Source organism: Actinoplanes sichuanensis, from assembly GCF_033097365.1.
Classification (GTDB): Bacteria; Actinomycetota; Actinomycetes; order Mycobacteriales; family Micromonosporaceae; genus Actinoplanes; species Actinoplanes sichuanensis.
The window spans coordinates 5,695,413-5,718,802 of record NZ_AP028461.1; the positions used below are offsets into that span (position 1 = coordinate 5,695,413).

General features: G+C 69.4%; 23 protein-coding genes and 1 riboswitch. Of the genes, 11 read left to right on the forward strand and 12 right to left on the reverse strand.

From position 1 onward, the window contains the following. Window positions 1–43: 43 nt before the first annotated feature. On the reverse strand, window positions 44–1,039 hold the full coding sequence (locus tag Q0Z83_RS26245) for a ribonucleotide-diphosphate reductase subunit beta (RefSeq protein WP_317796663.1): 996 nt from the start codon (window positions 1,037–1,039) through the stop codon (window positions 44–46). Further along, entirely contained in the window at window positions 1,039–3,393 is a 2,355-nt protein-coding gene (locus tag Q0Z83_RS26250; RefSeq protein WP_317796664.1) for a ribonucleoside-diphosphate reductase subunit alpha, read from the reverse strand. Before Q0Z83_RS26250 ends, Q0Z83_RS26245 begins: the two co-directional genes overlap by 1 nt. Before the next feature lie 125 nt (window positions 3,394–3,518). Then, window positions 3,519–3,704, reverse strand: a riboswitch (cobalamin riboswitch). A 152-nt stretch (window positions 3,705–3,856) separates the two neighbouring features. Here Q0Z83_RS26250 and Q0Z83_RS26255 point away from each other — a divergent pair. The 4 genes from Q0Z83_RS26255 to Q0Z83_RS26270 all read left to right on the forward strand — a co-directional run bounded on the left by Q0Z83_RS26255 (window position 3,857) and on the right by Q0Z83_RS26270 (window position 7,007). Continuing rightward, window positions 3,857–4,324, forward strand: coding sequence for a DUF4334 domain-containing protein (locus tag Q0Z83_RS26255; RefSeq protein ID WP_317796665.1), 468 nt, complete (start codon window positions 3,857–3,859; stop codon window positions 4,322–4,324). A 3-nt stretch (window positions 4,325–4,327) separates the two neighbouring features. Next, window positions 4,328–5,368: an NAD(P)-dependent alcohol dehydrogenase gene (locus Q0Z83_RS26260; RefSeq protein WP_317796666.1), complete on the forward strand. Its 1,041-nt coding sequence runs from the start codon at window positions 4,328–4,330 to the stop codon at window positions 5,366–5,368. A gap of 10 nt (window positions 5,369–5,378) precedes the next feature. Next, complete coding sequence (locus Q0Z83_RS26265; RefSeq protein WP_317796667.1) at window positions 5,379–5,864, forward strand: cupin domain-containing protein; 486 nt, start codon at window positions 5,379–5,381, stop codon at window positions 5,862–5,864. A gap of 672 nt (window positions 5,865–6,536) precedes the next feature. Further along, a complete protein-coding gene (locus tag Q0Z83_RS26270; protein ID WP_317796668.1) occupies window positions 6,537–7,007 on the forward strand; it encodes an NUDIX hydrolase in 471 nt (156 codons plus the stop codon). On the opposite strand, the gene Q0Z83_RS26275 is transcribed toward Q0Z83_RS26270, so the two are convergent. Next, window positions 6,992–8,086, reverse strand: coding sequence for a GNAT family N-acetyltransferase (locus Q0Z83_RS26275; RefSeq protein WP_317796669.1), 1,095 nt, complete (start codon window positions 8,084–8,086; stop codon window positions 6,992–6,994). The genes Q0Z83_RS26270 and Q0Z83_RS26275 overlap by 16 nt on opposite strands. An 80-nt stretch (window positions 8,087–8,166) precedes the next feature. Here Q0Z83_RS26275 and Q0Z83_RS26280 point away from each other — a divergent pair, with 80 nt between their 5' ends. Together Q0Z83_RS26280 and Q0Z83_RS26285 are read left to right on the forward strand one after the other, a co-directional pair. Further along, window positions 8,167–8,508: a YciI family protein gene (locus tag Q0Z83_RS26280; protein WP_317796670.1), complete on the forward strand. Its 342-nt coding sequence runs from the start codon at window positions 8,167–8,169 to the stop codon at window positions 8,506–8,508. Next, window positions 8,501–9,730 carry an RNA polymerase sigma factor gene (locus Q0Z83_RS26285; RefSeq protein ID WP_317796671.1) on the forward strand — a complete coding sequence of 410 codons (1,230 nt, stop codon included), beginning with the start codon at window positions 8,501–8,503 and terminating at the stop codon, window positions 9,728–9,730. Before Q0Z83_RS26280 ends, Q0Z83_RS26285 begins: the two co-directional genes overlap by 8 nt. On the opposite strand, the gene Q0Z83_RS26290 is transcribed toward Q0Z83_RS26285, so the two are convergent. Together Q0Z83_RS26290 and Q0Z83_RS26295 are read right to left on the reverse strand one after the other, a co-directional pair. Further along, window positions 9,654–10,295 (reverse strand): sensor domain-containing protein, encoded by a 642-nt coding sequence (locus tag Q0Z83_RS26290; RefSeq protein WP_317796672.1) that lies wholly within the window; start codon window positions 10,293–10,295, stop codon window positions 9,654–9,656. The genes Q0Z83_RS26285 and Q0Z83_RS26290 overlap by 77 nt on opposite strands. A 132-nt stretch (window positions 10,296–10,427) precedes the next feature. After that, window positions 10,428–10,562 carry a hypothetical protein gene (locus Q0Z83_RS26295; protein ID WP_317796673.1) on the reverse strand — a complete coding sequence of 45 codons (135 nt, stop codon included), beginning with the start codon at window positions 10,560–10,562 and terminating at the stop codon, window positions 10,428–10,430. A gap of 8 nt (window positions 10,563–10,570) precedes the next feature. On the opposite strand from Q0Z83_RS26295, the gene Q0Z83_RS26300 reads away from it, so the two are divergent. Next, entirely contained in the window at window positions 10,571–11,179 is a 609-nt protein-coding gene (locus tag Q0Z83_RS26300) for a TetR/AcrR family transcriptional regulator (protein ID WP_317796674.1), read from the forward strand. Between the two features lie 380 nt (window positions 11,180–11,559). Here Q0Z83_RS26300 and Q0Z83_RS26305 read toward each other — a convergent pair whose 3' ends face one another. Then, complete coding sequence (locus Q0Z83_RS26305) at window positions 11,560–12,102, reverse strand: CGNR zinc finger domain-containing protein (RefSeq protein ID WP_317796675.1); 543 nt, start codon at window positions 12,100–12,102, stop codon at window positions 11,560–11,562. Window positions 12,103–12,171: 69 nt separating this feature from the next. Here Q0Z83_RS26305 and Q0Z83_RS26310 point away from each other — a divergent pair, with 69 nt between their 5' ends. Further along, the gene (locus tag Q0Z83_RS26310) at window positions 12,172–13,128 is read left to right on the forward strand and encodes an EamA family transporter (RefSeq protein WP_317796676.1); all 957 of its coding nucleotides are present in this window, start codon (window positions 12,172–12,174) and stop codon (window positions 13,126–13,128) included. Beyond that, complete coding sequence (locus Q0Z83_RS26315; RefSeq protein ID WP_317796677.1) at window positions 13,125–14,561, forward strand: MFS transporter; 1,437 nt, start codon at window positions 13,125–13,127, stop codon at window positions 14,559–14,561. Before Q0Z83_RS26310 ends, Q0Z83_RS26315 begins: the two co-directional genes overlap by 4 nt. Here the strand turns inward: Q0Z83_RS26315 and Q0Z83_RS26320 are convergent. From Q0Z83_RS26320 to Q0Z83_RS26335, 4 genes are all read right to left on the reverse strand, one after another. Next, complete coding sequence (locus tag Q0Z83_RS26320) at window positions 14,472–15,434, reverse strand: hypothetical protein (RefSeq protein ID WP_317796678.1); 963 nt, start codon at window positions 15,432–15,434, stop codon at window positions 14,472–14,474. The genes Q0Z83_RS26315 and Q0Z83_RS26320 overlap by 90 nt on opposite strands. Then, the gene (locus Q0Z83_RS26325) at window positions 15,431–15,781 is read right to left on the reverse strand and encodes a GntR family transcriptional regulator (protein WP_317796679.1); all 351 of its coding nucleotides are present in this window, start codon (window positions 15,779–15,781) and stop codon (window positions 15,431–15,433) included. Before Q0Z83_RS26325 ends, Q0Z83_RS26320 begins: the two co-directional genes overlap by 4 nt. A 104-nt stretch (window positions 15,782–15,885) precedes the next feature. Continuing rightward, window positions 15,886–17,280 (reverse strand): serine/threonine-protein kinase, encoded by a 1,395-nt coding sequence (locus Q0Z83_RS26330; protein ID WP_317796680.1) that lies wholly within the window; start codon window positions 17,278–17,280, stop codon window positions 15,886–15,888. Between the two features lie 9 nt (window positions 17,281–17,289). Next, window positions 17,290–17,862: a TetR/AcrR family transcriptional regulator gene (locus Q0Z83_RS26335; RefSeq protein ID WP_317796681.1), complete on the reverse strand. Its 573-nt coding sequence runs from the start codon at window positions 17,860–17,862 to the stop codon at window positions 17,290–17,292. Between the two features lie 85 nt (window positions 17,863–17,947). Here Q0Z83_RS26335 and Q0Z83_RS26340 point away from each other — a divergent pair, with 85 nt between their 5' ends. After that, window positions 17,948–20,107 (forward strand): MMPL family transporter, encoded by a 2,160-nt coding sequence (locus Q0Z83_RS26340; RefSeq protein ID WP_317796682.1) that lies wholly within the window; start codon window positions 17,948–17,950, stop codon window positions 20,105–20,107. A 1,093-nt stretch (window positions 20,108–21,200) separates the two neighbouring features. On the opposite strand, the gene Q0Z83_RS26345 is transcribed toward Q0Z83_RS26340, so the two are convergent. Beyond that, on the reverse strand, window positions 21,201–21,422 hold the full coding sequence (locus tag Q0Z83_RS26345) for a hypothetical protein (protein WP_317796683.1): 222 nt from the start codon (window positions 21,420–21,422) through the stop codon (window positions 21,201–21,203). 125 nt (window positions 21,423–21,547) lie between these two features. On the opposite strand from Q0Z83_RS26345, the gene Q0Z83_RS26350 reads away from it, so the two are divergent. Continuing rightward, window positions 21,548–21,919, forward strand: coding sequence for a nuclear transport factor 2 family protein (locus tag Q0Z83_RS26350; protein WP_317796684.1), 372 nt, complete (start codon window positions 21,548–21,550; stop codon window positions 21,917–21,919). A gap of 297 nt (window positions 21,920–22,216) precedes the next feature. Here the strand turns inward: Q0Z83_RS26350 and Q0Z83_RS26355 are convergent, their stop codons facing one another. Further along, window positions 22,217–23,374: an FAD-dependent oxidoreductase gene (locus Q0Z83_RS26355; protein WP_317796685.1), complete on the reverse strand. Its 1,158-nt coding sequence runs from the start codon at window positions 23,372–23,374 to the stop codon at window positions 22,217–22,219. Window positions 23,375–23,390 lie beyond the last annotated feature (16 nt).

A 23,390-nucleotide genomic window follows, 5' to 3' on the forward strand; every position in this document is an offset into this window, starting at 1 on the left:
AAGCGGCCGCCTCCGGAAAACCGAGGGCGGCCGCTGATCGTTTCTAGAAATCGTCGTCGAAGGAGACGCTTCCGGAGACCCCCACCTGGTACGCCGAAACGCGCCGCTCGAAGAAGTTGGACAACTCCTGAACGTCCTGCAGCTCCATGAACGCGAACGGGTTGGAACTGCCGTAAACGGGGTCGATACCGAGCGCCGCGAGCCGCCGGTCGGCGACGTGTTGGAGGTATTCGCGCATGTCGGCCAGGGACAGCCCGCTCACCCCCTGTTCGAGCAGATCCGCGGCGAACTGGACCTCGCACTCGACGGCTTCGGCGAGCATGTCACGGACCTGCTGTTCCATTCCGGCGTCGAACAGGTCGGGCTCCTCGGCCCGCACCTGGTCGACCACGTCGAAAGCGAACGCCATGTGCATGCTCTCGTCGCGAAACACCCAGTTGGTGCCGGACGCCAGCCCCTGCAGAACGCCGCGCGAGCGCAGGAAGTAGACGTACGCGAAAGCGCCGTAGAAGAACAGCCCCTCGATACAGGCGGCGAAGCAGATCACGTTGAGCAGGAAGGCCCGCCGATGCTCGCGGGTCTCCAGTTTCCGCAAGTCGAAGACCGAGTCGATCCATTTGAAGCAGAACTCGGCCTTGCGCGCGATCGACGGGATGTTCTCGACCGCGGCGAACGCCTCGAACCGTTCCTGCTCGTCGGGCACATAGGTGTCGAGCAGGTTCAGATAGAACTGGACGTGCACGGCCTCCTCGAACAGCTGCCGCGACAGATAGAGCCGGCCCTCCGGCGAGTTGACGTGCTGATACAGGTTGAGCACCAGGTTGTTGGCGACGATCGTGTCGCCGGTGGCGAAGAACGCGACCAGCCGTGAGACGAGATGTTTCTCGGCAGCACTGAGGCGAGCCAGGTCGGCGAGGTCGGAGTGCAGATCGACCTCCTCGACGGTCCAGGTGTTCTTGATGGCGTCCTTGAACCTGTCGAAGAAGTGCGGGTACTTCATCGGTCGCAGGGTCAGGTCCATTCCGGGGTCGAGCAGCATTACTGGCAGGCCTCACATGATTCGGGGTTTTCCAGGGAGCAGGCTTCGGCGGGGGTCAGCGCCGGGATCACCGAGACGGTCGCCTGCTGGATCCGGGTCGCCGGGCGGGAACGCAGGTAGTAGGTGGTCTTGAGACCGGCCTTCCATGCGTAGAGGTACATCGACGACAGTTTGTTGATGGTCGGCGCGGCCATGAACAGGTTCAGTGACTGCGACTGGTCGATGAACGGCGCCCGGGCGGCGGCGAGTTCGATGAGCGACTTCTGCGGCAGTTCCCACGCCGTCCGGAACAGTTCCCGCACATCGGCCGGGAGTTCGGTGATGCCCTGCACGGAACCTTCGGCCCGCTTGATCTGCTCCCGAATGGCGGCGGTCCACAGTCCGCGGGACTTCAACTCCCGTACCAGATAGGTGTTGATCTGCAGGAACTCGCCGGACATCGTCTCCCGTTTGAACAGGTTGGAGACCTGCGGCTCGATGCATTCGTAGGCGCCGGCGATCGACGCGATCGTCGCCGTCGGCGCGATCGCGATCAGCAGCGAATTGCGCAGCCCGTGCTCGGCGATCCGGGCGTGCAGGTCCTCCCAGCGCGAAACCTGCGACACCTCGGCACCCCAGAGCGAAGGGTGCAATCGCCCCTTGGCGGCACGCGTCTCGGCGTAGGCCGGATGCGCGCCGAACCGCGCGGCCAGATCGGCCGACGTCTCCAGAGCGGTCAGGAAGATCTCCTCCTGAACGCGGGTGGAGAGCGAACGCGCTTCGTCGGAGTCGAACGGCAGCCGCAACGTGAAGAACGCGTCCTGAAGACCCATCAGCCCGAGCCCGACCGGACGCCAGCGCGGATTCGACGCAGCGGCCTGCGGCGACGGGTAATAGTTGATGTCGATGACCCGGTCCAGGTGGACGACGGCCGTCCGGACGGTTTCCCGCAATCTCTCCCAGTCGACACCGTCGACGGTGACATGTGCATCGAGATTGATCGACCCGAGATTGCATACCGCCGTCTCGTCGTCGTTGTTGACCTCGAGGATCTCGGTGCACAGGTTGGACAGGTGGATCGTGTTGCCCGGCTCCCCGGTCTGGTTGGACAGCGCGTTCGACCGATCCTTGAACGTCATCCACCCGTTGCCGGTCTGTGCGAGGGTGCGCATCATCCGCCCGTACAGATCCCGGGCTTTGACGGTTTTGACGGCCTTCTTCTCGGCCGCACGGTAGGCCTCGGTGAACGCCTCGCCGAACACATCGGGCAGCTCCGGGGCGTCGGACGGGTCGATCAGCGACCATTCCTCGTCGGCCTCGACCCGGCGCATGAACTCGTCCGGGATCCAGTTGGCCAGATTGAGGTTGTGGGTGCGCCGGGATTCCTCGCCGGTGTTGTCGCGCAGTTCCAGGAACTCCTCGACGTCCGGGTGCCACGGCTCCAGATAGATACACGCCGCGCCCTTGCGCCGGCCGCCCTGATTGACCGCCGCCACCCCGGCGTCGAGGGTCTTCAGGAACGGGACGATGCCGTTCGACCGGCCGTTCGTGCCGCGAATCAGCGCGCCCCGGCCGCGGATCCGCGACCACGCGATCCCGATACCGCCGGAGAATTTCGACAGCTTCGCGACCTGGTGGTACCGCTCGTAGATGGAGTCGAGTTCGTCCTTCGGCGAGTCGACCAGGAAACACGACGACATCTGGGTGTGCCGGGTCCCCGAGTTGAACAGGGTCGGCGAGCTGGGCAGATAGGCCAGCGACGACATCAGCCGATAGAACCCGATCGCCTCCCGCGCGTCCTTCGACAGGCCGCAGGCGACTCGCAACAGCCAATACTGTGGCGTCTCCACCACCAGCCGCTCATGCGGATGGCGCAGCAGATAGCGGTCGGCGACCGTGCGCAGCCCGAAATACTCGAACCGCAGATCACCGTCGGCGTCCACGGCGTCGTCGAGTTTCCGGGCATTGGCGGCCACGAATGCGGCGGTCTCGTCCCCGATCAGACCGAGGCCGTGCGCGTACCGGATCGACTGGCTGAAACTCGCCACGCCCTGGAGGCGGACCTCCTTGTCGACGTACGCGGCGAGCAGCCGAGCCGCCAGCTTCGAATACTGCGGCTCCTCGCCGATCAGCTCAGCGGCCGTCTGGATCGAGAGTTTGTCGAGCTCAGCGGTGGTCGCTCCGTCGTACAACCCGCTGATGGTCTTTGTCGCCACGCGCAGCGGGTCGACCTCGCCGAGGTCGGCGACCCACAACTCGACCGCCTTGACGATCTTGTTGACGTCGACCGGCTCCAGGTCGCCGTTTCGTTTGCGCACCTGCATCACGTGCCGTCGCTGCTCCGGCACGCCCGCTTTCTGCGGCGTGAGTGTCATGCCCTCTCCTCGCGAGCTGGGCGCGCGGGGGCAGACACCAACGGTCCCCGGGCATGCGGGGACGCTTCGGCGTCGGCCGTCCCACGCGGCCTTCGACCGCCGCACACCACGGTGGCGTGCGGCGCGCTGGCAGGTCTTCGGACTCGTGGGCGTCCAGCTCGGTCCTACCGGCCGTCGCTTCCCAGGCTTCTTCGCGATGCCCAGTGCTTGATGACGACTTTCGTTCCCACTCACCGCTGCGGGGCAGTCCCGGATTTGCACCGGGTTCCCTTGTTGCCTCGGGCAGGCCTGTGCGACCTGTCCGAACCAGCTGCGTGGGCCACCATATATGGGCGACATCCGAATTTCCTAACCCAACATGGTGTGTTGACCATGTCACTCCCCGGCGGTACCGCAATCGCCCCGTAGCGCCCGCGACGACCGCCGCCCTATATTGGCGGGACGCCAATAAGAGGGGTGGGACATGGACGCCGCAACCGCTCGCAGCCGCATCGCCGACATCCGCGCCGATGCCGGAAAGACCACCATCGATGAACTCGACGCCCTCTGGGCCGCCCTGCCGACAGTCCGCCCCGAAGAGATCCTCGGCCAATGGCGGGGCAGCGAATTCGTGAGCGGACACCGTTTCGAGGGTTATCTTCCAAAGATCCGGTGGTACGGCAAACGCTTCACCTCACTCACCGAAGTCGCGCCACTGGTCTGCCGCGACGACGACGGCGACCTGTTCGACGACGAGGAACGCGCCAAGGGCGGCGCCGGCCTGTGGACCGTCGAGTTCCGTGGCGAGGCGACCGCGACCATGGTCTACGACGGACAACCGGTCCTCGACCACTTCAAACGCGTCGACGACGACACCCTGCTCGGCGTGATGAACGGCAAGGGCGTGCTCGACGCCGGCCGGCACTACTACTTCGTCCTCGAACGGGACTGACCGGTGCGCATCCGGGCGGCACTCGTCGAAACGGCCGGCGGACCCTTCACCCTCCGTGACCTCGACCTCGAACCGCCGCGCGCCGACGAGGTGCTGATCCGGGTCACCGCGGCCGGCATCTGCCACACCGACCTCAGCATGCGGCGACGCTGGCCGGCCCGGATCTCCCCGATGGTCTTCGGCCACGAGGGCGCCGGCGTCGTCGAAGCGGTCGGCGACGCGGTCACCACGGTCACCGTCGGCGACACGGTTGCGGTGAGTTACCGCAGTTGCGGGCAGTGCGAACTGTGCCGGGCCGGCCATCCGGCGTACTGCCTGCTCAGCGATCTCAACATGCGCGGCACGCGCGCCGACGGCAGCACACCGCTGACCAGCGGCGAAGACAAAGTCTTCGGCAACTTCTTCGGCCAGTCCAGCTTTGCGACACATCTGCTGGCCTATCAAACCAATGTGGTACGGGTACCGCCCACTTTGTCACCCACAGTAGCCGCGCCGCTCGGTTGCAGCGTTCAGACCGGCGCCGGAACCGTCCTCAACGTGCTCCGCCCCTCCCCCGGCGAGACGGTTCTCGTGTTCGGAGCCGGCAGTGTCGGCCTGTCCGCGGTGATGGCCGCCGTCTCGCTGGGCTGCGAGGTGATCGCCGTCGACCCGGTCGCCGCGCGCCGTGAGCTGGCCGTCGAACTCGGCGCGGCCGGCACCGAACCCAAAACCGCCCACCACGTCATCGACACGACCGGCCGGGCCGACGTGATCGCCCAGGCCATCGGGCTGCTGCGCCGCCGCGGCACGCTCGCGCTGGTCGGCCTCGGCACGAAAGCCGAATTCGACATCATGACCGTGATGTACAACGGCCTGCGCATCCGCGGTGTCATCGAGGGCGACGCCACCCCTGCCGTGTTCCTGCCGCAACTGGTCGACCTGCACCGTCTCGGACGACTCCCGGTGGAGAAACTGATCACCGAATACCCGTTCGAGGCCATCGAGTCAGCCGCACGGGACGCCGCCGCCGGAAAGGTCGTCAAACCGGTGCTGACTTTCGGGTAGACATTGATCTATGACTTATCCACCACCGCGGTACCACGGGGTAACCGGTGAGAAGACGGCTCTCTACCGGCCCGCGGGCACACCACCCGAGTTCGTCTACCCGAACAACGGCACCAGGGTGCACCACCTGGCCACGGGTGCGTCCACGGGCGGTCTCTTCGGCCTCTACCGGTGGGAGTGCGGCCCGGGCGTGACCGGCCCGAACCCCCATTTCCACCGTACGATCAGCGAGTCGTTCTACATCCTGTCCGGCGTCATGAACATCTTCAACGGCGACAAGTGGATCGAGGCCGAACCGGGCGATTGGGTGCACGTGCCGATCGGCGGCATTCACGGCTTCAAGAACCGGTCCGGCGCCCCGGTGTCGATGCTGCTGCACTTCTCCCCCGGAGCCCCACGGGAAAGCTATTTCGAGGGAATCGCACACGTCGACGAGATGACCGAAACCGAACGAGCCGAGTTCTACGCGAAGCACGACAACATCTGGCTCGACTGACCCGGCACCGCATCCACCCGCCGCGGCGGCGTCGGGTGACGACCGCTTCGATCGATCGTCACCCGACGCCCACCAGAACTCCGGCCCAGGCTCGCGGCCACTTCCCGAATGAGACCGCCGACCCCAAGAGCACCTGCCCCATCCGGGCCTACGGCCACATCCCGACCGAAACCGCCGCCTCTGAAATGCATCTACCTGGCCCTGGTGAGTCTCGACCCGACCGGCGCTGGCTGGCGGCAGCGCGGCAAAGCACCTCTGGACGCCCTCCAGACCGCCTCGAAGGCCGCCTCGACCCGGCCACCCACTCATCAACTCACAGATCAAGATCAGCCGGCCGTTTGCCAGGCCCTCAGCTTCAGATCCTTGCCGCGGCCCGGTCGACCAGCATCGCGACGAGCTGGTCATCCGAAATCTCCACCGACAGGCTGTCAGCAGGCTCCTGACCAGGGTGTTCGGTCGTCATCTTGGCGTCTCCCTAGACATCGAGATCCGCCGACAAATTACCGTCCCGTCGTTTGGGGACGCTGAGGGGACTCCTGCGGAGGCCGAGTGGTCGGCGATATGTCGAAGTCGGCTGGAAGTAGCCGGTGAACATAGGCGTGCGTAACGACGTGGCGGGACGAGGTGGCGGATAGCCTCGGGCAGTGAGTGGGCGGCGGATAGCCTCGGGCGGTGAGTGCTGCTGAGTGGACTGCCACGTTGCCGCGTAAGCGGATGGGGGCCGGGGTGCTGTTCGGGGATGGGCGGGGGCGGGTGCTGTTGGTTGAGCCGTCGTACAAACCGGACTGGGAGGTTCCCGGTGGGTGCGTCGAAGCCGATGAGTCGCCTCGGGCTGCGGCTCAGCGCGAGATCCGCGAGGAACTGGGGCTTTCCGTCGACGTCGGGCGCGTGCTCGTCGTCGACTGGATCGGGCCGCGCGATGGCCGTACCGAAGGATTGATGTTGATCTTTGATGGCGGCACCGTCGCGGATGGTGACGCCATTCGTCTGCCCGCCGACGAACTGCGCGGATGGGCCTGGTGCACCGAGGCGGAGGCCGGCGAGAGACTGTCGCCGCTGCTCGCGCGGCGGATCGCCGCGGCGATTCGGGCCCGCGAAGCCGGGATCTGCGCCTATCTGGAGGAAGGTTACGATGTCGCCTGAGCCGCCTCCTCCACCTCGGCCAAGACGGACGTCGCGCCGGCCGCCGTCGCCAGCGCACGCGCCTCGGTGATCATCTCGGTGGTGTCGCGGCCCTCGGCGGCCGCGATGTAGATCAGCCCCACCAGGTTCGCCGCGATGCCGATCGGGAAGTCGTGCTCGCGGCGTATTGCTGTCGACTCCTCCAGCAACTCGCGGGCGGCCGTCAGATTGCCTGCCCGATGCTCGGCGACACCCAGGTGCCGCAGTGCGAACGAACGCGTCAGCGGATCACCGCGCTCGGCGGCCTGCCGGTAGAACGGCACCGCCTCGGTGTCGTCCTGGCGCACCACCTGGTGGAAGATGCCGGTCCAGCACAGCGCCTCGGCCTCGCCCGTCACGTCACCGGCCCGGCGGAACAGGGCGACCGCCCGATCCAGCAGCGGCAACTCCTCGTCGTGGTCGCCGGAACCGGTGAGGAACCTGGCGTGGGCCAGTTTCGCCCGGTCCAGGCAGGTCTCGGCCTCCTGGACTGTCAGCCGCCGGTCGGCGCCGGCCAAGGCACTCGGATCACCGGCGAACGCGGCCTGCCGATAGGCGGCCGACGGCACGAAACGCGGGGCGGGCCGGCGCAGGTCCTTGCGCATGTGCTGGGTGACGACCTGGTAGCCGGAAGTCCGGTAGAGATCGTTGGCGGTCGGGTTCGCCCCGAAGACGTTGAGCTCCAGCGCGTGCGCCCCACGGTCACGGGCCGCCACCTCGCCCGCGGCGAGCAGTGCCCGGCCCAGACCGCGACCCCGGTGCTCGGCGGACACCTCGATGTCGTAGAGGAAGGCACAGTCCGGAACGCCACGCGGGTGGGTCAGCCCGATCCACAGGCGGCCGATCGGCTCGTCGTCGACCATGCCGATCAAGGTCAGCATGCCGTCGGTGGCCGCGCCCTGCGGAAGGAGTGCCGCATTCCCCTCGCGGGCCCGCTCGTAGGCTCCCTCGGACGGCCAGTTCCCAGCTGTGACCTGCTCTTCGGCATAGTCGGTGGCGAGATCGTGCTGCCACTCGTCGTACTCGCTCACGGTCATCTGTCGCACAGTCACCTCAGTCACTCAAAAAACTTTAGGCAGTCCGGTAGAAACCGTGGGGGCTCGTTCGTCATGGGGGTGTTCGTGAAGAGAGGAGAACGAGGATGAAGTATCTGATGCTGGTGTGCGTCGACCCGGACTTCACGCCGGGCGAGGACGACGGCAAGCCGGACGTCGACGACTGGGCCGGTGAAATGGACGGCAAGGGAATCCGGCTGATGGGCGACCGGACCAGGCCGTCGAGTGCCGCCACCACCGTCCGGGTGCGGAATCGGGAGGTGCTGGTCACCGACGGGCCGTTCACCGAGACGAAAGACGTCATCGCCGGGTTCGACGTGCTCGAGTGCGAGGACCTGGACCAGGCGATCGAGGTGGCGTCGAAACACCCGATGGCCTGGGCCGGAGCGATCGAACTGCGGCCGGTGTGGCCCTGGGGCGATGAGTAAAGACATCGCCGCGGTCTACGCCGACGGGTGGAGCCGGATCGTCGCCACGATGATCCGGCTCACCGGTGACTGGAGCCTCGCGGAGGAGTGCGCCCAGGAGGCCTTCGCGACCGCGTTGCGCGTCTGGCCGGAGAGCGGGACACCCGATCAGCCGCTCGCCTGGCTCACCACGGTGGCTCGGCGCACCGCGATCGACCGGGTGCGCCGGGCGGCGGTGGAGCGGGAGAAACTGCGGGAGGTGGCGATGGAGCCGGCACCGTGGACGGTCGACGCGGAAATCCCGGACGACCGGCTGGAACTCATGTTCACCTGCTGCCACCCGGCGCTCAACGTGGAGGCTCAGGTGGCGCTGACCCTGCGCGGTGTCGCCGGGATGAGCACGGCCGAGATCGCCCGTGCGTTCCTGGTGCCGGAGAAGACCATGGGGCAGCGGATCTTCCGGGCCAAGCAGCGGATCAAGCAGGCCGGCATCCCCTTCCGGGTGCCGCCGGGCCACCTGCTGCCGGAACGGCTGTCGGCGGTGCTGCATGTGCTTTACCTGCTGTTCAACGAGGGATACTCGGGCGCGGGAGAACTGTGCCGGGAGGCGATCCGGATCGGACGGACCCTGGCCGGGCTGATGCCCGACGAGCCGGAAGCGCTCGGGCTGCTCGCCCTAATGCTGGTGCAGGACGCCCGTCGCGAGGCCCGGACCGGCGCCGACGGGACCCTGCTCACCCTGGACGAACAGGACCGGACCCGCTGGGACCGGGAGCGGATCGACGAAGGCGCCACGCTCTGCGAACGAGCCCTGCGGCATGGGAAGGCCGGGCCGTTCCAACTCCAGGCGGCGATCGCGGTCTGTCACGCCACCGCGAGCGGCACCGACGATACGGACTGGACGCAGATCGCCGGGCTCTACGAACATCTGCGCCGAGTCGCGCCGAGCCCAGTCGTGGACCTCAACCGGGCCGTCGCCGTCGCGATGGCCTCCGGACCACATGCCGGACTCGAACTGGTCGACGCCATCGATGAGCTCGACGGATATCACCTGCTGCACGCCACCCGCGCCGACCTGCTGCGCCGAGCCGGTCGCGACGATGAAGCGGTCGACAGTTGGCGCCGTGCGCTGGAACTGGCGCCGACCGAGGCGGAACGACAGCTGCTCAGTCACCGGCTAGCAGCCGCTCAGCGAACCGGGCTTCGAACAGCGCCGCCCACCGCGCCACAGCCGGCAGAGTGACCAGGAAGACCACGGCCAGGACGCCGTAGAAGGCGACATTGGTCAGATAGGCGTCGCCGAAACCGAGCAACTCGGGCAGCTCCTTGCTGTCGGTCGGCAGCGACCAGCCCCACAGCACCCAGGTCAGGCCGCCGAGGACCGCCGCCCACCAGGTGGCGAGCACGGTGAACGCGATCGAGCTCGGGGCCCAGCGCAGCGCGGCGTGGGCCAGGTCGCGCCAGGTCTGTGCGTCGGCCAGAACCGCGAACAGCCTCGCTGGGAGGGTCGGCGCCCCGGCTGTGCGGTAGCCGGGGGCTGGGATCTCCCGCTCCAGGACCGGTGCGATCCGCTCCCGCTCAGCGGTCGCGAAGCCGCGGGCCTGCATCAGCCCGAAGAAACTCAGCGGGACGCCGACCCAGAGCACGGCCAGCCCGAGGCCGATCGACAGCGCTGTGACGCAGACGAGAACCGCGGCCAATGCCAGTGGGAGGCCGGTCAGCACGTAGCGGGTGTCGGCGGCCAGCCGGGGCAGGACACGGGCGACCGGGGCGGGTGTGAGAGCCGGTTCGATCTGCGTCGTTGTCATGGTGTCGACGTTAGGCAGGGGGTGGTCCGTTGTGGATACGGCAGGCGCTAGCTTCGGTGGTAGTGCTGGCACTACCACTCGGATCGTCCGGACGGCCAGGCCGCACCGCCCGGCGGGTCATCGCGCGGCGGGTCACAGTGCGCCGGTCACTGCGCGGCGGGTGACCGCCAGGGCCTCGCCCAGGAAACTGAGGCCAATGGCGAGCTGGATCGGGCGGGCGTCGGGGGCGGCGCCGAACGCCGTTGCGGCCGCCCCGAACGCGGCCATGATCGCGAGTGAGCCGGCGACGGCCGCGAATGTCCGGCCGTCGTAACGCTGCCAGGAGCGGCCGTCGCGCCCGCGACGGTCTCGCGGCGGCGACCCTGCGTAACGTCGCCGCCGAGGCGAATCTGGCGATCGGCTCGATCAGGCACTATTTCGACGGGCACGATGAGCTGATCATCTTCGCCGCACAGGAGCTCGGCCGGCGGATCAGCCAGCGCGTCCGGGCACACGCCGAGCAGATCTTCGCGAACGCCGACAACCGCGCCGAGCGCCGGCGCCTCAGCGAGGCCCTACTCGAGGAATGGCTACCGCTCGACGGTGATCGTCATAGGGAGACGGTTCTCCGGCACACCTTCACCGTCGCGGCTCGAACCCGGGCCGAGCTGAGTCCGCACGCCGAGGCACTGCGCGACACCATGATCGCGATCATCCATCGAGTGCTGACCAGTGCCCGCGACCAGGGTGGCCTCTCCCCCGAAATCGACATCGGCCTGGAGACCGCCCGTCTGCACGCCCTACTGGACGGCCTCTCGCTGCAGGGGCTCACCGAGCCTCGGCACGTCCGCAGAGTGCTCCGCCACCACCTGGACGCCCTGCCCCAAACCCGACATCGAGGCTGACCCACGCCCGCTCGACGCACGGCGCACGGAGAGCCGGGCACGGGCGCGAGATGAAACCCGGAGCGAGACGTTCCCGCGGAGCCGGGGAGTGAGACGCTCGCCCGCAACATGGGAGAGACGATCGCGCGCAACGCGAACGGGAGACGCTGACGCGCGGCGCGGGAGAGACGCTCACGCGCAACAAAGAAGAGGGACGGTTGCGCGCTATAAGGAAGAGGGTGGATCACCCCGAAACGAGGAAGAGAGATTCTCGCGCAGCGCGTAAGTGAGGCGTCAACGCGGGAACGCTTCGACCGGATACGCCCGGCGGGCGCTCTGGAGGCCTGGAGTTTCGCCTGCGTCGCGGGGACAGCCACGGTGCTCTCGGTAGCCGTACCAAATCATGGTTTTCGTCTGGCTCGGAATGCCGTCATGTTGACCCGGTTGCCGCAACGGACCGAGCAGAAGCGTTTCGAGCCGTTTCGGGAAAGGTCGACGAACAGGCCGTCGCAATCGTCGGCGGCGCAGACGCGGAGGCGGCCCGTCTCGTCCATGCGGATCACGTCGATCAGGGCCATCGCGGCCTCCACCCGGATGCGCTCGGCCAGCGGCGCGTCGGACCCGGTGGCGTGGATGTGCCAGTCGGAGCCGTCGTGGCGGGTGAGGTACGGCACGGCGTGCGCCTCACGCAGCATCCGGTTGACCGCCTCCACGGCGTCGTCGCGGTCGAGTGTCCACACCTCGCGCAGCAGGTCGCGGGTCTCCCGGACGGCGTCCAGTTCGGCCTGGTCGCGGTCTTTGCGGCCGGAGTAGCCGACCAGCAGCACGTCGAGTTCGGCCGGCGTGGTGAGTTCATCCTCGCCGGAGCGGGAGGCGCTGGGCGTGGTGTTGGCGAGGTCCACGACGAAGTGCAGCGCCTCCTCTGTGTCAGGGGCAAAAAGCAATTTGACTCCTTATCCAGGGCGACCTAGCGTCAGGGGTGTAAGCAACATAGCCCATCACTGGGGGTCGTCGTGAAATCGCCGCAGCTCGTCGGGCTGGCCGCCGCGGTCACCTCGGCCGCCACCTTCGCCACCTCCGGCGCGTTCATCAAACCGCTCCTCGAATCCGGCTGGTCGCCGGCCGCCGCCGTGACCGCCCGGGCGATCGTCGCCGGGGTCCTGCTGCTGCCTCTCGTGCTGTTCTCGCTGCGCGGCCGGTGGGACGCGCTGTGGCGGGGACGCTGGCGGATCGCCGGGATGGGTGTCATCGCGGTCGCGTTCACGCAGCTCACCTATTTCGCGGCGATCCGGCTCATCCCGGTGTCGACGGCGCTGCTGGTGGAATATCTGGCGCCGCTGCTGCTGGTCATCTGGGTCGCCGTGACCACCCGCCGGGTGCCGCGACCGATGGTCCTGGTCGGATCGGTGCTGGCCATCGGCGGTCTGGTGCTGGTGATCGGGCCCGGTGCGCTCGGTGCGGTCGACCCGGTCGGGGTGGCGCTCGCGTTCGCCGCCGCCGTCGGGTGCGCGGTCTACTTCGTGGTCGCCGCCCGGCCGGCGGACGGGCTGCCGCCGGTCGCGCTCGCCGGGGTCGGGTTGCTGCTCGGTGGGCTGACGCTCGGGCTCGCCGGGCTGGCCGGGATCGTGCCGCTGGAGATGCGGTTCGGAGCGGTTCCGCTGCTCGGGACGGTCGTGCCGTGGTGGGTGCCGCTCATGGTGGTGGCGTTCTTCGGGACCGCGGTGGCGTACGCGACGGGCATCTTCGGATCGGGGCGGCTCGGGTCGCGGCTGGCGTCGTTCGTCGGGCTGCTCGAAGTGGTGTTCGCCTCGGTCCTCGCCTGGATCGTGGTGGGTGAGCGGCTCACGCCGTTGCAGATGGCCGGTGGCGTGCTGATCCTCGCCGGGATCGCGTCGATTCCGGCTGAGCCCGCCGCGGCACAGCCGGTCGATGACGAGCCCGTCGCGGAAAAGGCGACCCTGCCCATATGACCCGTGCCCGGAACCGGCCGGTCCTTCTCGTCTGTCTCGCCGCCGCGTTCACCACGCTCGTCGACCAGGCCAGCCTGAACACCGCGATCCCGGCCCTGCGCAGCGAGCTCGGGGCCGGGCCGTCGACCCTCCAGTGGATCATCGCGGGATATTCGCTGACGTTCGGGCTGGCGATGGTTCCGGCCGGTCGGCTCGGTGACGCGCACGGCCGCAAGTGGCTGTTCGCCGGTGGGATCGCCCTGTTCACGGCGGCCGCGGTCGTCGCCGGGACCGCGTCGCAGGCGTGGGTGGTCGCCGTCGCCCGGCTGGTCCAGGGCGCCGGGGCCGGCATCGTCAACCCGCAGGTGTACGGGATCATCCAGGACCTGTTCACCGGGCGGGACCGGGCCCGAGCCCTCGGCGCCTACGCCACCGTCGGCGGGATCGCCGCGATCCTCGGGCCGCTCGTCGGCGGCGCCGTGCTCGGGGCGGTCGGCGATACCGGCGGCTGGCGTGTCGTACTCCTGCTGACCGTGCCGTTCGGGCTGATCACCGTACCCCTGGCCGTGCGATTCCTGCCCGGAGGGCGGCCCGCGACGTCTCGCCGCACCACCCTCGACCTGCCCGGATTGGCCCTCCTCGCGGCGGTGACGCTGGGTCTGCTGTTGCCGTTCGTGCTGCCGGCCGGGCAGGGGCCGGCGACGGTGGTCTGGCCGTTGATCGTCGTCGCCGCGCTGGTGGTGCTGTGGTGGTGGGAGCGTCGGTATGCCCGGTCCGGCCGCACCCCGGTCCTGATGCCCGAGCTGCTCGGCTCCCGCGGTTTCAGTCTCGGCACGCTGACCGCGATGTTCCAGTTCGGAGCGTCGCTGTCCACCGTCCTGGTCCTGGTGCTCTATCTGCAGGACGTACTCGGCTGGTCACCGCTGGCCGCCGCGTCGACGACCGTGCCCGGCGCGATCGGTTTCGCGCTGGCCTCCTCGCAGAGCCGGCGTCTGCTGGCCCGTTTCGGTCGCGCCGGAGTGGTGGCCGCCCTGGTCGGCTCGGCATTCTCGATCGCCGCGACCATCGTCGTCCTGCACACCGCCCCGGCAGCGGTGATCGGGATCGCCCTGTCGTGCACCCAGTTCCTCTCCGGGTTCTCCGGCGGGCTGATGATGTCACCGAATCAGGCGCTCACCCTGGCCCACGCTCCCGCCGGGGCGGCCGGGCTGGCCGGGGCGTTCCTGCAGGTCTCCCAGCGGATCTCGGCCACCCTGGCGACGGCCGCGGTGACCGGTCTGATGGCCACCCGGCACGGCGTCACCCCGGCGCTGACGATCTGCCTGGTCATGATGACCGCCTCGGCGGTGTGCGCGGCGCTCGGCCTAACCGGTCCGAGCGGTGTCGACAAGCGTGTTGACCAGCGCGGCAACGGTCTCGGGGTCGCGGACCGTGGCGACGAAGTAGCGGTCTGAGGAGAGCTCGAGACGCACTCCCGGGCCGCTGCGCAGGATCAGGCCACGACCCCGGAGGTCGAGGCTGCGACGGTAGCCCCAGCCACCCCACTGACTGAAACGCACCGTCGTCGGCGCGGCCGAGACGATCTCGCGCATCGGGATCCGGACACGCGGCCGACTCCACGGTCCGAACCCGACGGTCACGCCACTGGCGTCGACGGTGAACCGGGTCCGCATCGCCGGCAGCACGGCCACCGTGGCGAACAACAGCGGCACGGCGGCCCAGAAGCCCGCCCCGACAGCCAGCGCCACCGCCGTCACCAGTAACGGGACCAGCACCAGGTACGCGGCCCCGGGCAGGGACGGCGCCTCGCTCCACGCGGCCCGCTGACCCGGCGCGAGATCGAGCCGGGCCAGCCCGGCCGGCGGGCGGCCGTCGGCGGCGGGCTGCTCGGGCGCCGTCCCGCAGGCCAGAGCGGTGAGCGCGCCCCAGCCGGCCGGGACGAGGAGCAGCACCATGATGTGCCAGGACGGACTGGGCACGTCGGCGGCGACGGCCGCGCCGAGCGACAACCAGACGGTCATCAGCCAGATCGCGGCGACCCCGGCGGTCACCCCGCCGGCAATCGCGATGACGGTACGCCGGACCCGCCACGGAACGGACTTGATGAGCAGTGCGGCGAGGGCGGCCACCAACGGCACCGCCGCCACCACCAGCAGCGCGGTCACCAGCGCCGACACACTCGTGGTGCGGTCGACCCGGCCGGCGAAGTCCCAGTGGCTGGGCAGCGGGTCGGGCAGCCGGTCGCCCCAGAGCCGCTCGGTCAGCGGCACGACCAGCACCGGAGCGGCCGCCAGCAGAAACGCCAGGGCTTTGTTCATGGGGTTCACGCGAGCCTCCGTACCTCGTCGACGAGTTCCTCGACGCCGAGGCCGAGTCGCCGGCCGGCATCGAGCAGGTTCTGCACGGCGTCGACCAGGCGGGCCCGGTCGGCGGCGTCACCGCGCCGGACCGTGGCGCCGCGGCCGCGCCGTAGCTCGATCAGGCCCTCGTCGCGCAACCGCGCGTAGGCCCGAAGGATGGTGTGCATGTTGACCTGCAGCGACTCCGCCAGATCTCGGGCGGCGGGCAGCCGGTCACCGGGGGTGAGCGTGCCCGCGGCGACCGCGCCACGCACGTGGGCGGCGATCTGATCGGCCAGAGGGACCCCGGAAGCCGGGTCGATGCGAACCAACATGTTCGCATTCTATGCGAACAATCAAAACAACTGCCATCCCGGGCACGCGGCGGCGCGGGTTCCTCACCCAGTGGAATCCGTGGTCGCTCAGCCGGCTGGAACGGTCACGGCTGGCGGAAGTAGCCGCCCGTCGACTCGCCGCCGGGCGCGCTCGCGACGCAGTGCAGCATGGTGTCCGCGCCGACCGGAATCGGCCACACGTCGCGCCGCCATTTGCGGGTCTTGGTCGGTTCGCTGCTGCGCGACGCCATCGCCTGCGCGGAACACGCCTCGGCGAGACCGGACCGTTCGATCAGCGGGTCCGCGTCGGAGATGCGCACCCCGCCGGCGGGCATCGCGACCGCCCGGAACGTCTCCCAGTAATGCGGCTCGGCGCAGTCGACCGGACTCGGCGGGACCGCGACGCCGCTGTTCGCGGTCAGGCCGCCCCAGCACATCGGCTCCACCGGGCAATAGGCGTCACCGCACGCCACGAACCCCTGCGGCTCCCACTCCTGGCCCTGCTTCGCCGCCGACGTCGACGGCACCTGCATCGTGGCCTCGCCCTTGTCGTTTTCGGACAGCAGACCCCATCCCAGCACCCCGACGATGGCGAGAAGAGCCACGGACAGCGCGGCCGGCAGCACCGGCAGGCGGTTCGCCGCCGGCTTCGCGGCCGGTGGCGTCAGAGCCGGCTTCGGTACGGCCACCAGCACCGAATCACGAGCCGCGGCGCCGAACGCGGCCGCTGACGGCCAGCGGTCCCGTGGCTCGATCGCCAGTGCCCGCTCGACCGCCGCCTGCACCGGCACCGGGAGGTTGACCTTGATCGTCCGCGGGCCGTCCTGGAGGCGCTGGAGCGCCACCGCATAGGGACTGTCACCGACGAACGGCTTCTCCCCGGCCAGGCACTCGTAGGCGACCAGGCCCAGCGAGTACACATCACTGTGGGCGCCGGCCGGCTCGCCGCGCACCTGCTCCGGGGAGAGGTAGGTGGGCGTACCGAGAATGGCGCCGGAAACGGTGAGGCGGCTGGCAGCCTCGTGCCGGGCGATGCCGAAATCGGTGATGACCACCGATCCGTTGCGGCGGACCAGCAGGTTCGCCGGTTTGATGTCGCGGTGCACGAGGCCCTCGTCGTGGACCGCCTGCAACCCGATGGCGGCCTGCTCGATCAGTCGCATCGTCTCCTCGGGGGCGATCCGCCCCTCCCGAGCCAGCCGCTGCGCCAGCGACTCACCGTCGACGAACTCCATCACCAGGTAGTGAATGCCCTGGTCACGACCGAAGTCGTGAATCGAGGCGACGGCCGGGTGGTTGATCCTGGCCATCGAGGTGGCCTCCGACTCGAACCGTCTCGCGAAATCCGGGTCGTCGGCGACCGTCGGCAGCATCACCTTGACCGCGACGGTGCGCCGCAGCACCTCGTCGACGGCCAGCCACACCTCACCCATCCCGCCCGCGCCGAGGCGCTGCTGGAGGAGGTAACGGTTTCCGAGTCGCCCACCGGCCTGAAGCACCGCGACAGCTTAGAGGCCGGCCGGCGTGTTGAGGTATCCGGTGAGCGCCCTTTTCAGCTCGTGGACCAGGGCCGCCCGCTCCGGCTCGGGAGCAGCCACGATGCCGCCCATCAGCGCGGCCACGATCTGCACGGCGACCGTCGAGCTACGCCGCACGTCGTCGTCGGGCAACTCCGGCGACCGGGCCCGCAGCAGGGCCGCGACCCGGTCGGTGACGCCGGTGTGCAGCGGCTGGCCACGCTCGCCGATCAGCACCTTGGCGCCGGGGTTGGCCACGTGGAAGAAGACCAGCGGATCGACCACCCGGGAGACCAGGTCGGGCAGCGGCAGCTCGGTCACCGCGGTGTCGTCGAAAGCGGTCGCGTGCGCCTCGCGTAGCTCGTCGAGCAGCCGCTGGGACAGCGCGTCGGCGATCGCCTGCTTGTTCGGAAAGTACTGGTAGAGGGAGCCGGGTGAGATGCCGGCCCGAGCCGCGATGGCGTTCGTCGACGTCTTGTCATAACCGGTCTCGGCGAAGAGGACGAGGGCCGCGTCCAGGATCTCCGCGATGCGTTGCCGGCCACGCGCCTGCCGTCTGACCAAGAGGCACCGCCTTGACTTTTACGAGCGGTCGCTCGTATTTTCGTTTCACGAGCGACCGCTCGTATTCACCGGGAGCTTAACAGGGGTGAGTCCTGTGCTCTTCCGTCATCGACGCCTGATCCTGCTGGTCGCCGCCCTTCTCACCGCCGGTCTCGCCGCCGTCGCCGCCGGTGCGATGAATGTGCTCGTGCTCAGCCGGTGGGAGGCTCCCGGCAGCGAGTCCGTCCGGGTCCAGGAGCTACTCGACCGCGACCACGGCACCGGCAACGCCAACCTCGTGCTCCTGGTCAGCGGCGTGATCGACGACCCCTCGGTGGCCGCCGCCGCACAGACGGTCGCGACCGAGCTGCGCGCCGAGGAGGCGGTGCTCGACGTCTGGTCGTACTGGTCTCGCGGTCAGGATCCGACGATGCGCAGCGCCGACGGCCGGCACGCGCTGATCCTGGCGCACGTCACCGGCGACGCCACCAGCGCGCGCCTACACATCCGCGAGCGGATCCTGCCCGCCTACACCCGTGACACCGGTCTGATCCAGGTCCGCGTGGGCGGCGCCGAGGCGGTCGCCGGCCAGGTGAGCGAGCAGGCCACCCGCGACTTCCTGCGCGCCGAGCTGCTGATCGTGCCCGTCATGATCGTGCTGCTGGTCGTCCTCTACCGACGGTTCCGGCTCGCCCTGCTCACCCTCGGCATCGGGCTGTTCGCGGTGATCGGCACCCTCGCCGGGCTGCGCCTGCTCGCCGGGGTCACCGAGGTGGCCACGTTCGCCGCCAACATCACCCTGGTCATGGGCATCGGGCTCGGCATCGACTACAGCCTCTTCGTCATCGCACGCTTCCGGGAGGAGCTCACCGCGGGCGCGTCCGTTCCGGCCGCGATCCTCGATACGGTACGCACCGCGGGCCGCACAGTCGTCTTCAGCGGACTGACCGTCGCCGCCTCACTGTCGGCGCTGCTGCTGTTCCCGTTCGCGTTCCTGCGATCGTTCGCCTATGCGGGCATTCTGGTGGTGATCCTGGCCGTTCTCGGCACGCTCACCATCCTGCCGGCCGCCCTCGCCGCCCTCGGGCCGCGGGCACTGCGCCGCCGCCCACCTCCGCCTCGGGAGGACGGCTTCTGGACCCGCACGGGCGGGCTCGTCATGCGGCGTCCGATCCTGTTCACCGCATTGGGCCTGCTGATCGTCGGAGTCCTCGCCGCCCCGGCGCTCGGCCTGCGGCTCGGCCTACCCGACGACCGGGTGCTGCCGCCGACGGCTTCGACCCGACAGACGTATGACGTGATGCGCGACGTCCTGCCCACTGAGCCCCAGGACGCCCTGCACATAGTCACCGCCTCGGCCGACTCCGGCGCCTACGCCGCCGCCGTCTCCCAGATCTCCGGGATAGCCCGGGTCAACTCGGCGGCCGGGGTCTTCGTCGCCGGCACCCGCATCGGCCCCGCCCCAGCCGGGCTCACCGGCACCCGACTGGAGGCCGTGCCCACCCGCGAGGTGCTCTCCGGCACCGGCACGCCGGCCCTGGTCGCCGCCGTCCGCGCGGTCCCGGCACCACCGGGCGGTGCACAGGTCGGCGGCTATCCGGCCGAGCTGACCGACTTCCGCGCCATGCTGACCGACCGCATTCCACTGGTCGCGGCGGTGCTGCTGGCCATCTCGTTCGCGGTGCTGTTCACGATGTCGCGCAGCCTGCTCATCCCGATCAAGGCGACGATCCTCAACCTGCTGAGCCTGGCCGTCATGTTCGGCGTCCTGGTGACGGTCTTCCAGAACGGATTCCTCGCCGACGTTCTCGGCTTCACCCCGATCGGCACCCTCGACCCGGCGTTCCCGATCCTGATGTTCTGCGTCGCCTACGGCCTCTCCATGGACTACGAGGTGTTCCTGCTCTCCCGCATCAAGGAGCGCTACGACGCGACGGGCGACAACACCCGCGCCGTCCTGGACGGCCTGCAGCGCAGCGCCCCACTGGTGACCGCGGCGGCCACCATCCTGGCCGTCTCGTTCGCCCTCTATGCGACCGGCGAGGTCATGTATCTCCAGATGGTCGGCGTGGGCACCGCCGTGGCGATCCTGGTCGACGCCACCATCATCCGCGCAATCCTGGTCCCGGCCCTGATGCGCCTGGCCGGCCCAGCGAACTGGTGGCCCTCCGCCCTCCCCCCGACCCGGCGAACCGATGGCCTTCGGCCGCCCACCCCACCCGACGAACTGGTAACCCTCGGCCGCCCACCCCACCCGACGAACTGATGCCCCTCAGCCGCACACCCGACGACCTGATGACCCTCAGCGGCTCGCTGCCCGTGAGCGCCCGGTCACCGCCGCCGCCATGGCTCAGGCCGCCGACGCCACGGCTCGCCGCAGACCGGTTCGCTCGCGTTCTTCGGCCCGCCGGAGTTCGCCGGTGTCGACCTCGCGATCAAGGAGATCAACGCCGCCGGTGGTGTCCTGGGCAAGGACGCCGTGGGCCGCCGAGACCGCGGTTTGAGCAGTCGAGACGCCACCCGCCAGATTCCGGAACCGTTCCGAGCGGCCGGGACCGGTCGTCGTTCGGTGAGCGAGCCGCGGCAGGCCGCCCAGTCCCGGATCGGGTGAACGGGGGCTGCCTGAAGAGATCTTCCGCAATCAGGGTCCGGCCACCACTCCCGTCTCGGTTCGCGGCCACCTCCACGCGGCGACCGCCTCGCTCACCCGGCGGCCTCGTGAGTAGTTCGCGGCCGAAGTCCCACCCGGCGACGAGCGCCGACAGCCCGCCGACGCCGCCCCTGAACATCCGAAGATCAACATCAGCACAGCCTCAGCCCGGGCGGTGCGGGAGGAACCCTAAACGCCGCCGAAGCCGCCCCTGCGGTGCTGGAGGAACCCTAAAACGCTCAGGAAGGAGCCATGCCGTGCCGCTGGCCGATCGCCTGACGCCCGAAAGCAGCCATGCCGTGCCGCTGGCCGCTACAACCCGGCCCGGAAGCAGCCGTCGCATGCCGCTCACCACTACAACCACACCCGGAAGCAGCCATGGCGTGCCACTCACCGCTACAACGAGACCCGGAGCAGCCATGGCGTGCCACTCGCTGCTGCGCCCCGGCCCGGAAGCAGCCATGGCGTGTCGCTCGCCGCGAGGCCTGCGACGCGTTGGGGGCGGGCTTTGGAAGGAGCCATCGCGGCCGAACCGGTGAACCGATCAGGCCCTGATTCCGGAGGCTCTCTGGCCGGTGGGCGGCCGACTGCCGACGAAGATTCCGTCCCGGGCGCCTACCTCGTGCCTGAAGATCGCGCGGTGGTGACCGCTTCGAGAAACCCCGAAGCTGTCACCACCTCGACGACGACTGAGCCGGCGGACGGCTCGTCAGCTGGCGTCGGCCAGGGCGGCGAGGGCCTGGGCGGCCCGGAAGTACTTGTTGCGGCCCAGCTCACCGATGGTCTTGACGCCGAGGGCCTCGCGGATCAGCTTGCCTCCGGACACGCTCACACCGGCCAGCGCCTCGACCGGGGCGTCCAGGATCTCCTCCAGGGACTTGTCCTGGTACGCCTTGTCCAGCACCTTCTGCAGGTCGGCGGTGACAGCCACGTTTCCTCCACGGAATGTCGACAGTGGATCTTCCGGGCGCGCAGCCTACTTGATCAATTACGGCAGGCACCGGGCGGTAGGGTGCCATCATCGGACCAGCGGAGAATTCCTGAACGGAGGGTACGGTGAGTGCTACCGAAGCCGGGCTTCTCGACGCTGAGCACCGCTTGCAGCAGGCACAGCGTGACGGTGACGTGGATGTGCTCGACGAGCTTCTCGACGACCGCCTGATCGCGATCGGGCCGGACGGCACCCGATTCCGCAAGGACGACGACCTGGACGCGTACCGGTCCGGAAGCTCGAAGATCGACTCCCTGATCGAGGAGGACCTGGAAGTTCTCGTCGCCGGCACGACCGGGGCGACGTTCGCGCTGTGCGCGGTGTCCGGGACGTTCAACGGCGAGCCGTTCGCGGCCCGGCTCCGCTACGCACGCACCTGGACGTTCGACCCCGAAGCCGGCTGGCGAATCGTGGCCGCCCAGCTCTCCCCCGCCTGACCGCCCACCCCACCCGCCTCGCCTGGCCGATCGACGCGAAGAAGGCGTCGGGAGGAACGAGGGCCGCGCGCTGTGCCGGGATAGCGGGCGAGACTCGTCTCTTCCGGGCGATCCGAGCCCTTGCGGAAACGGCGCATGCCCGGCCACCAGGAACGGCCGACGCGAACGGCCAGCGGGCACCGGCGGCGGGCACGACCGACGGGAACGACCAGCGGGCACCGCTGGCGGGCACGACCGGCGCGGAACGGCGCACGCCCGGCTGCGGGGTGCGGCCGGGCGTGTGTCGCGGATGAGTCGTCAGGCGAAGAGGCGGCCCATGTTCTCCGGGGCGAAGAACTCGACCGGGGACGTCACGCCCGAGTTGAGGCGGGTGAAGGCGTCCATCTTCTCCTGGTCGCCGGCGATCGCCATGACCAGCTGGACCATCTGCTCGTCCGGCGGCTGGAGCGACGCGATGCCCAACGTCATCTGGTAGAACGGCATCGCCCGCGCGTCTCGCCGAGTCTGGTAGCCGGGCAGGTCGTCGTCGGCGATGGCGTCGGCGAGGAGTTCGGCGTCGAGGAACGCGTCGGTGATGCCCTGCGCGGTGATGTAGTCGCGGGAGTAACCGGCGTCCCCGACCAGCGCCCAGCCCGGCCCGTGAGGAACCCGGAAGTAGTTGTGCACCGAGGCGCCGACCCAGCGGGTCTCCTGCTTGGCGTCCCGGAAACGGTCCGCCCAGGCGGGGGCCGTCTCGAACATCGCGGCGAACGTGCCGTCGATGTCGTTGCGGTGTTCGGCCAGCTCGGAGTGCGGCCAGCCGCCGATCACCATGGTGAGGTCGTCGTTGGTGGGGCACACCGCCCAGCCTCGGCCGGGTCGGCTGTACGCCTCGAAGGTGCCGTCCATCGGAAGGTTGCTGAAGTAGGCGTAGTAGCCGACGGTGAGCGGCGGCCGGTCCTCGTAGGCGGGGGCGTTCACCGCTTTCGCGACCATCGAGTTACGGCCGTCGGCGCCGACCACGATGCGGGCGTGCTCGACGGTTCCGTCGAGGCCACGGATGCCGGTGACCCGGCCGTCGTCGTCGACGAGGAGTTCCTCGACCGAATATCCCTCCCGGATCTCGGCTCCGGCGGCCGCGGCCGCGTCCAGGAGGATCTTGTCGAGGAGGGTGCGGCGGGGTGCGTACGCATAAGGGTTGTCGGGCGTGCCGGGAGCACCGCCGACGGTGACCGGACCGAAATCCGTGGTGTAGCGGCTGATCGGCGGAACGCCGGTCGCGATGACCTGGTCGAGCACACCCCACCGCTGGAGCGCGGCGACGCCCGGCGGGTGCAGGACGTGGGTCGAAACCGTGTCGCTCGGGAACGTGTCGCGGTCCACGAGCAGAGTCCGGAAACCGCGTTCGGCCAGCAAGGCGGCCAACGGGGACCCGGCCACACGGGCCCCCACCACGATCACATCGTATGTCGTCATTCTCTCCCCTAGCCGA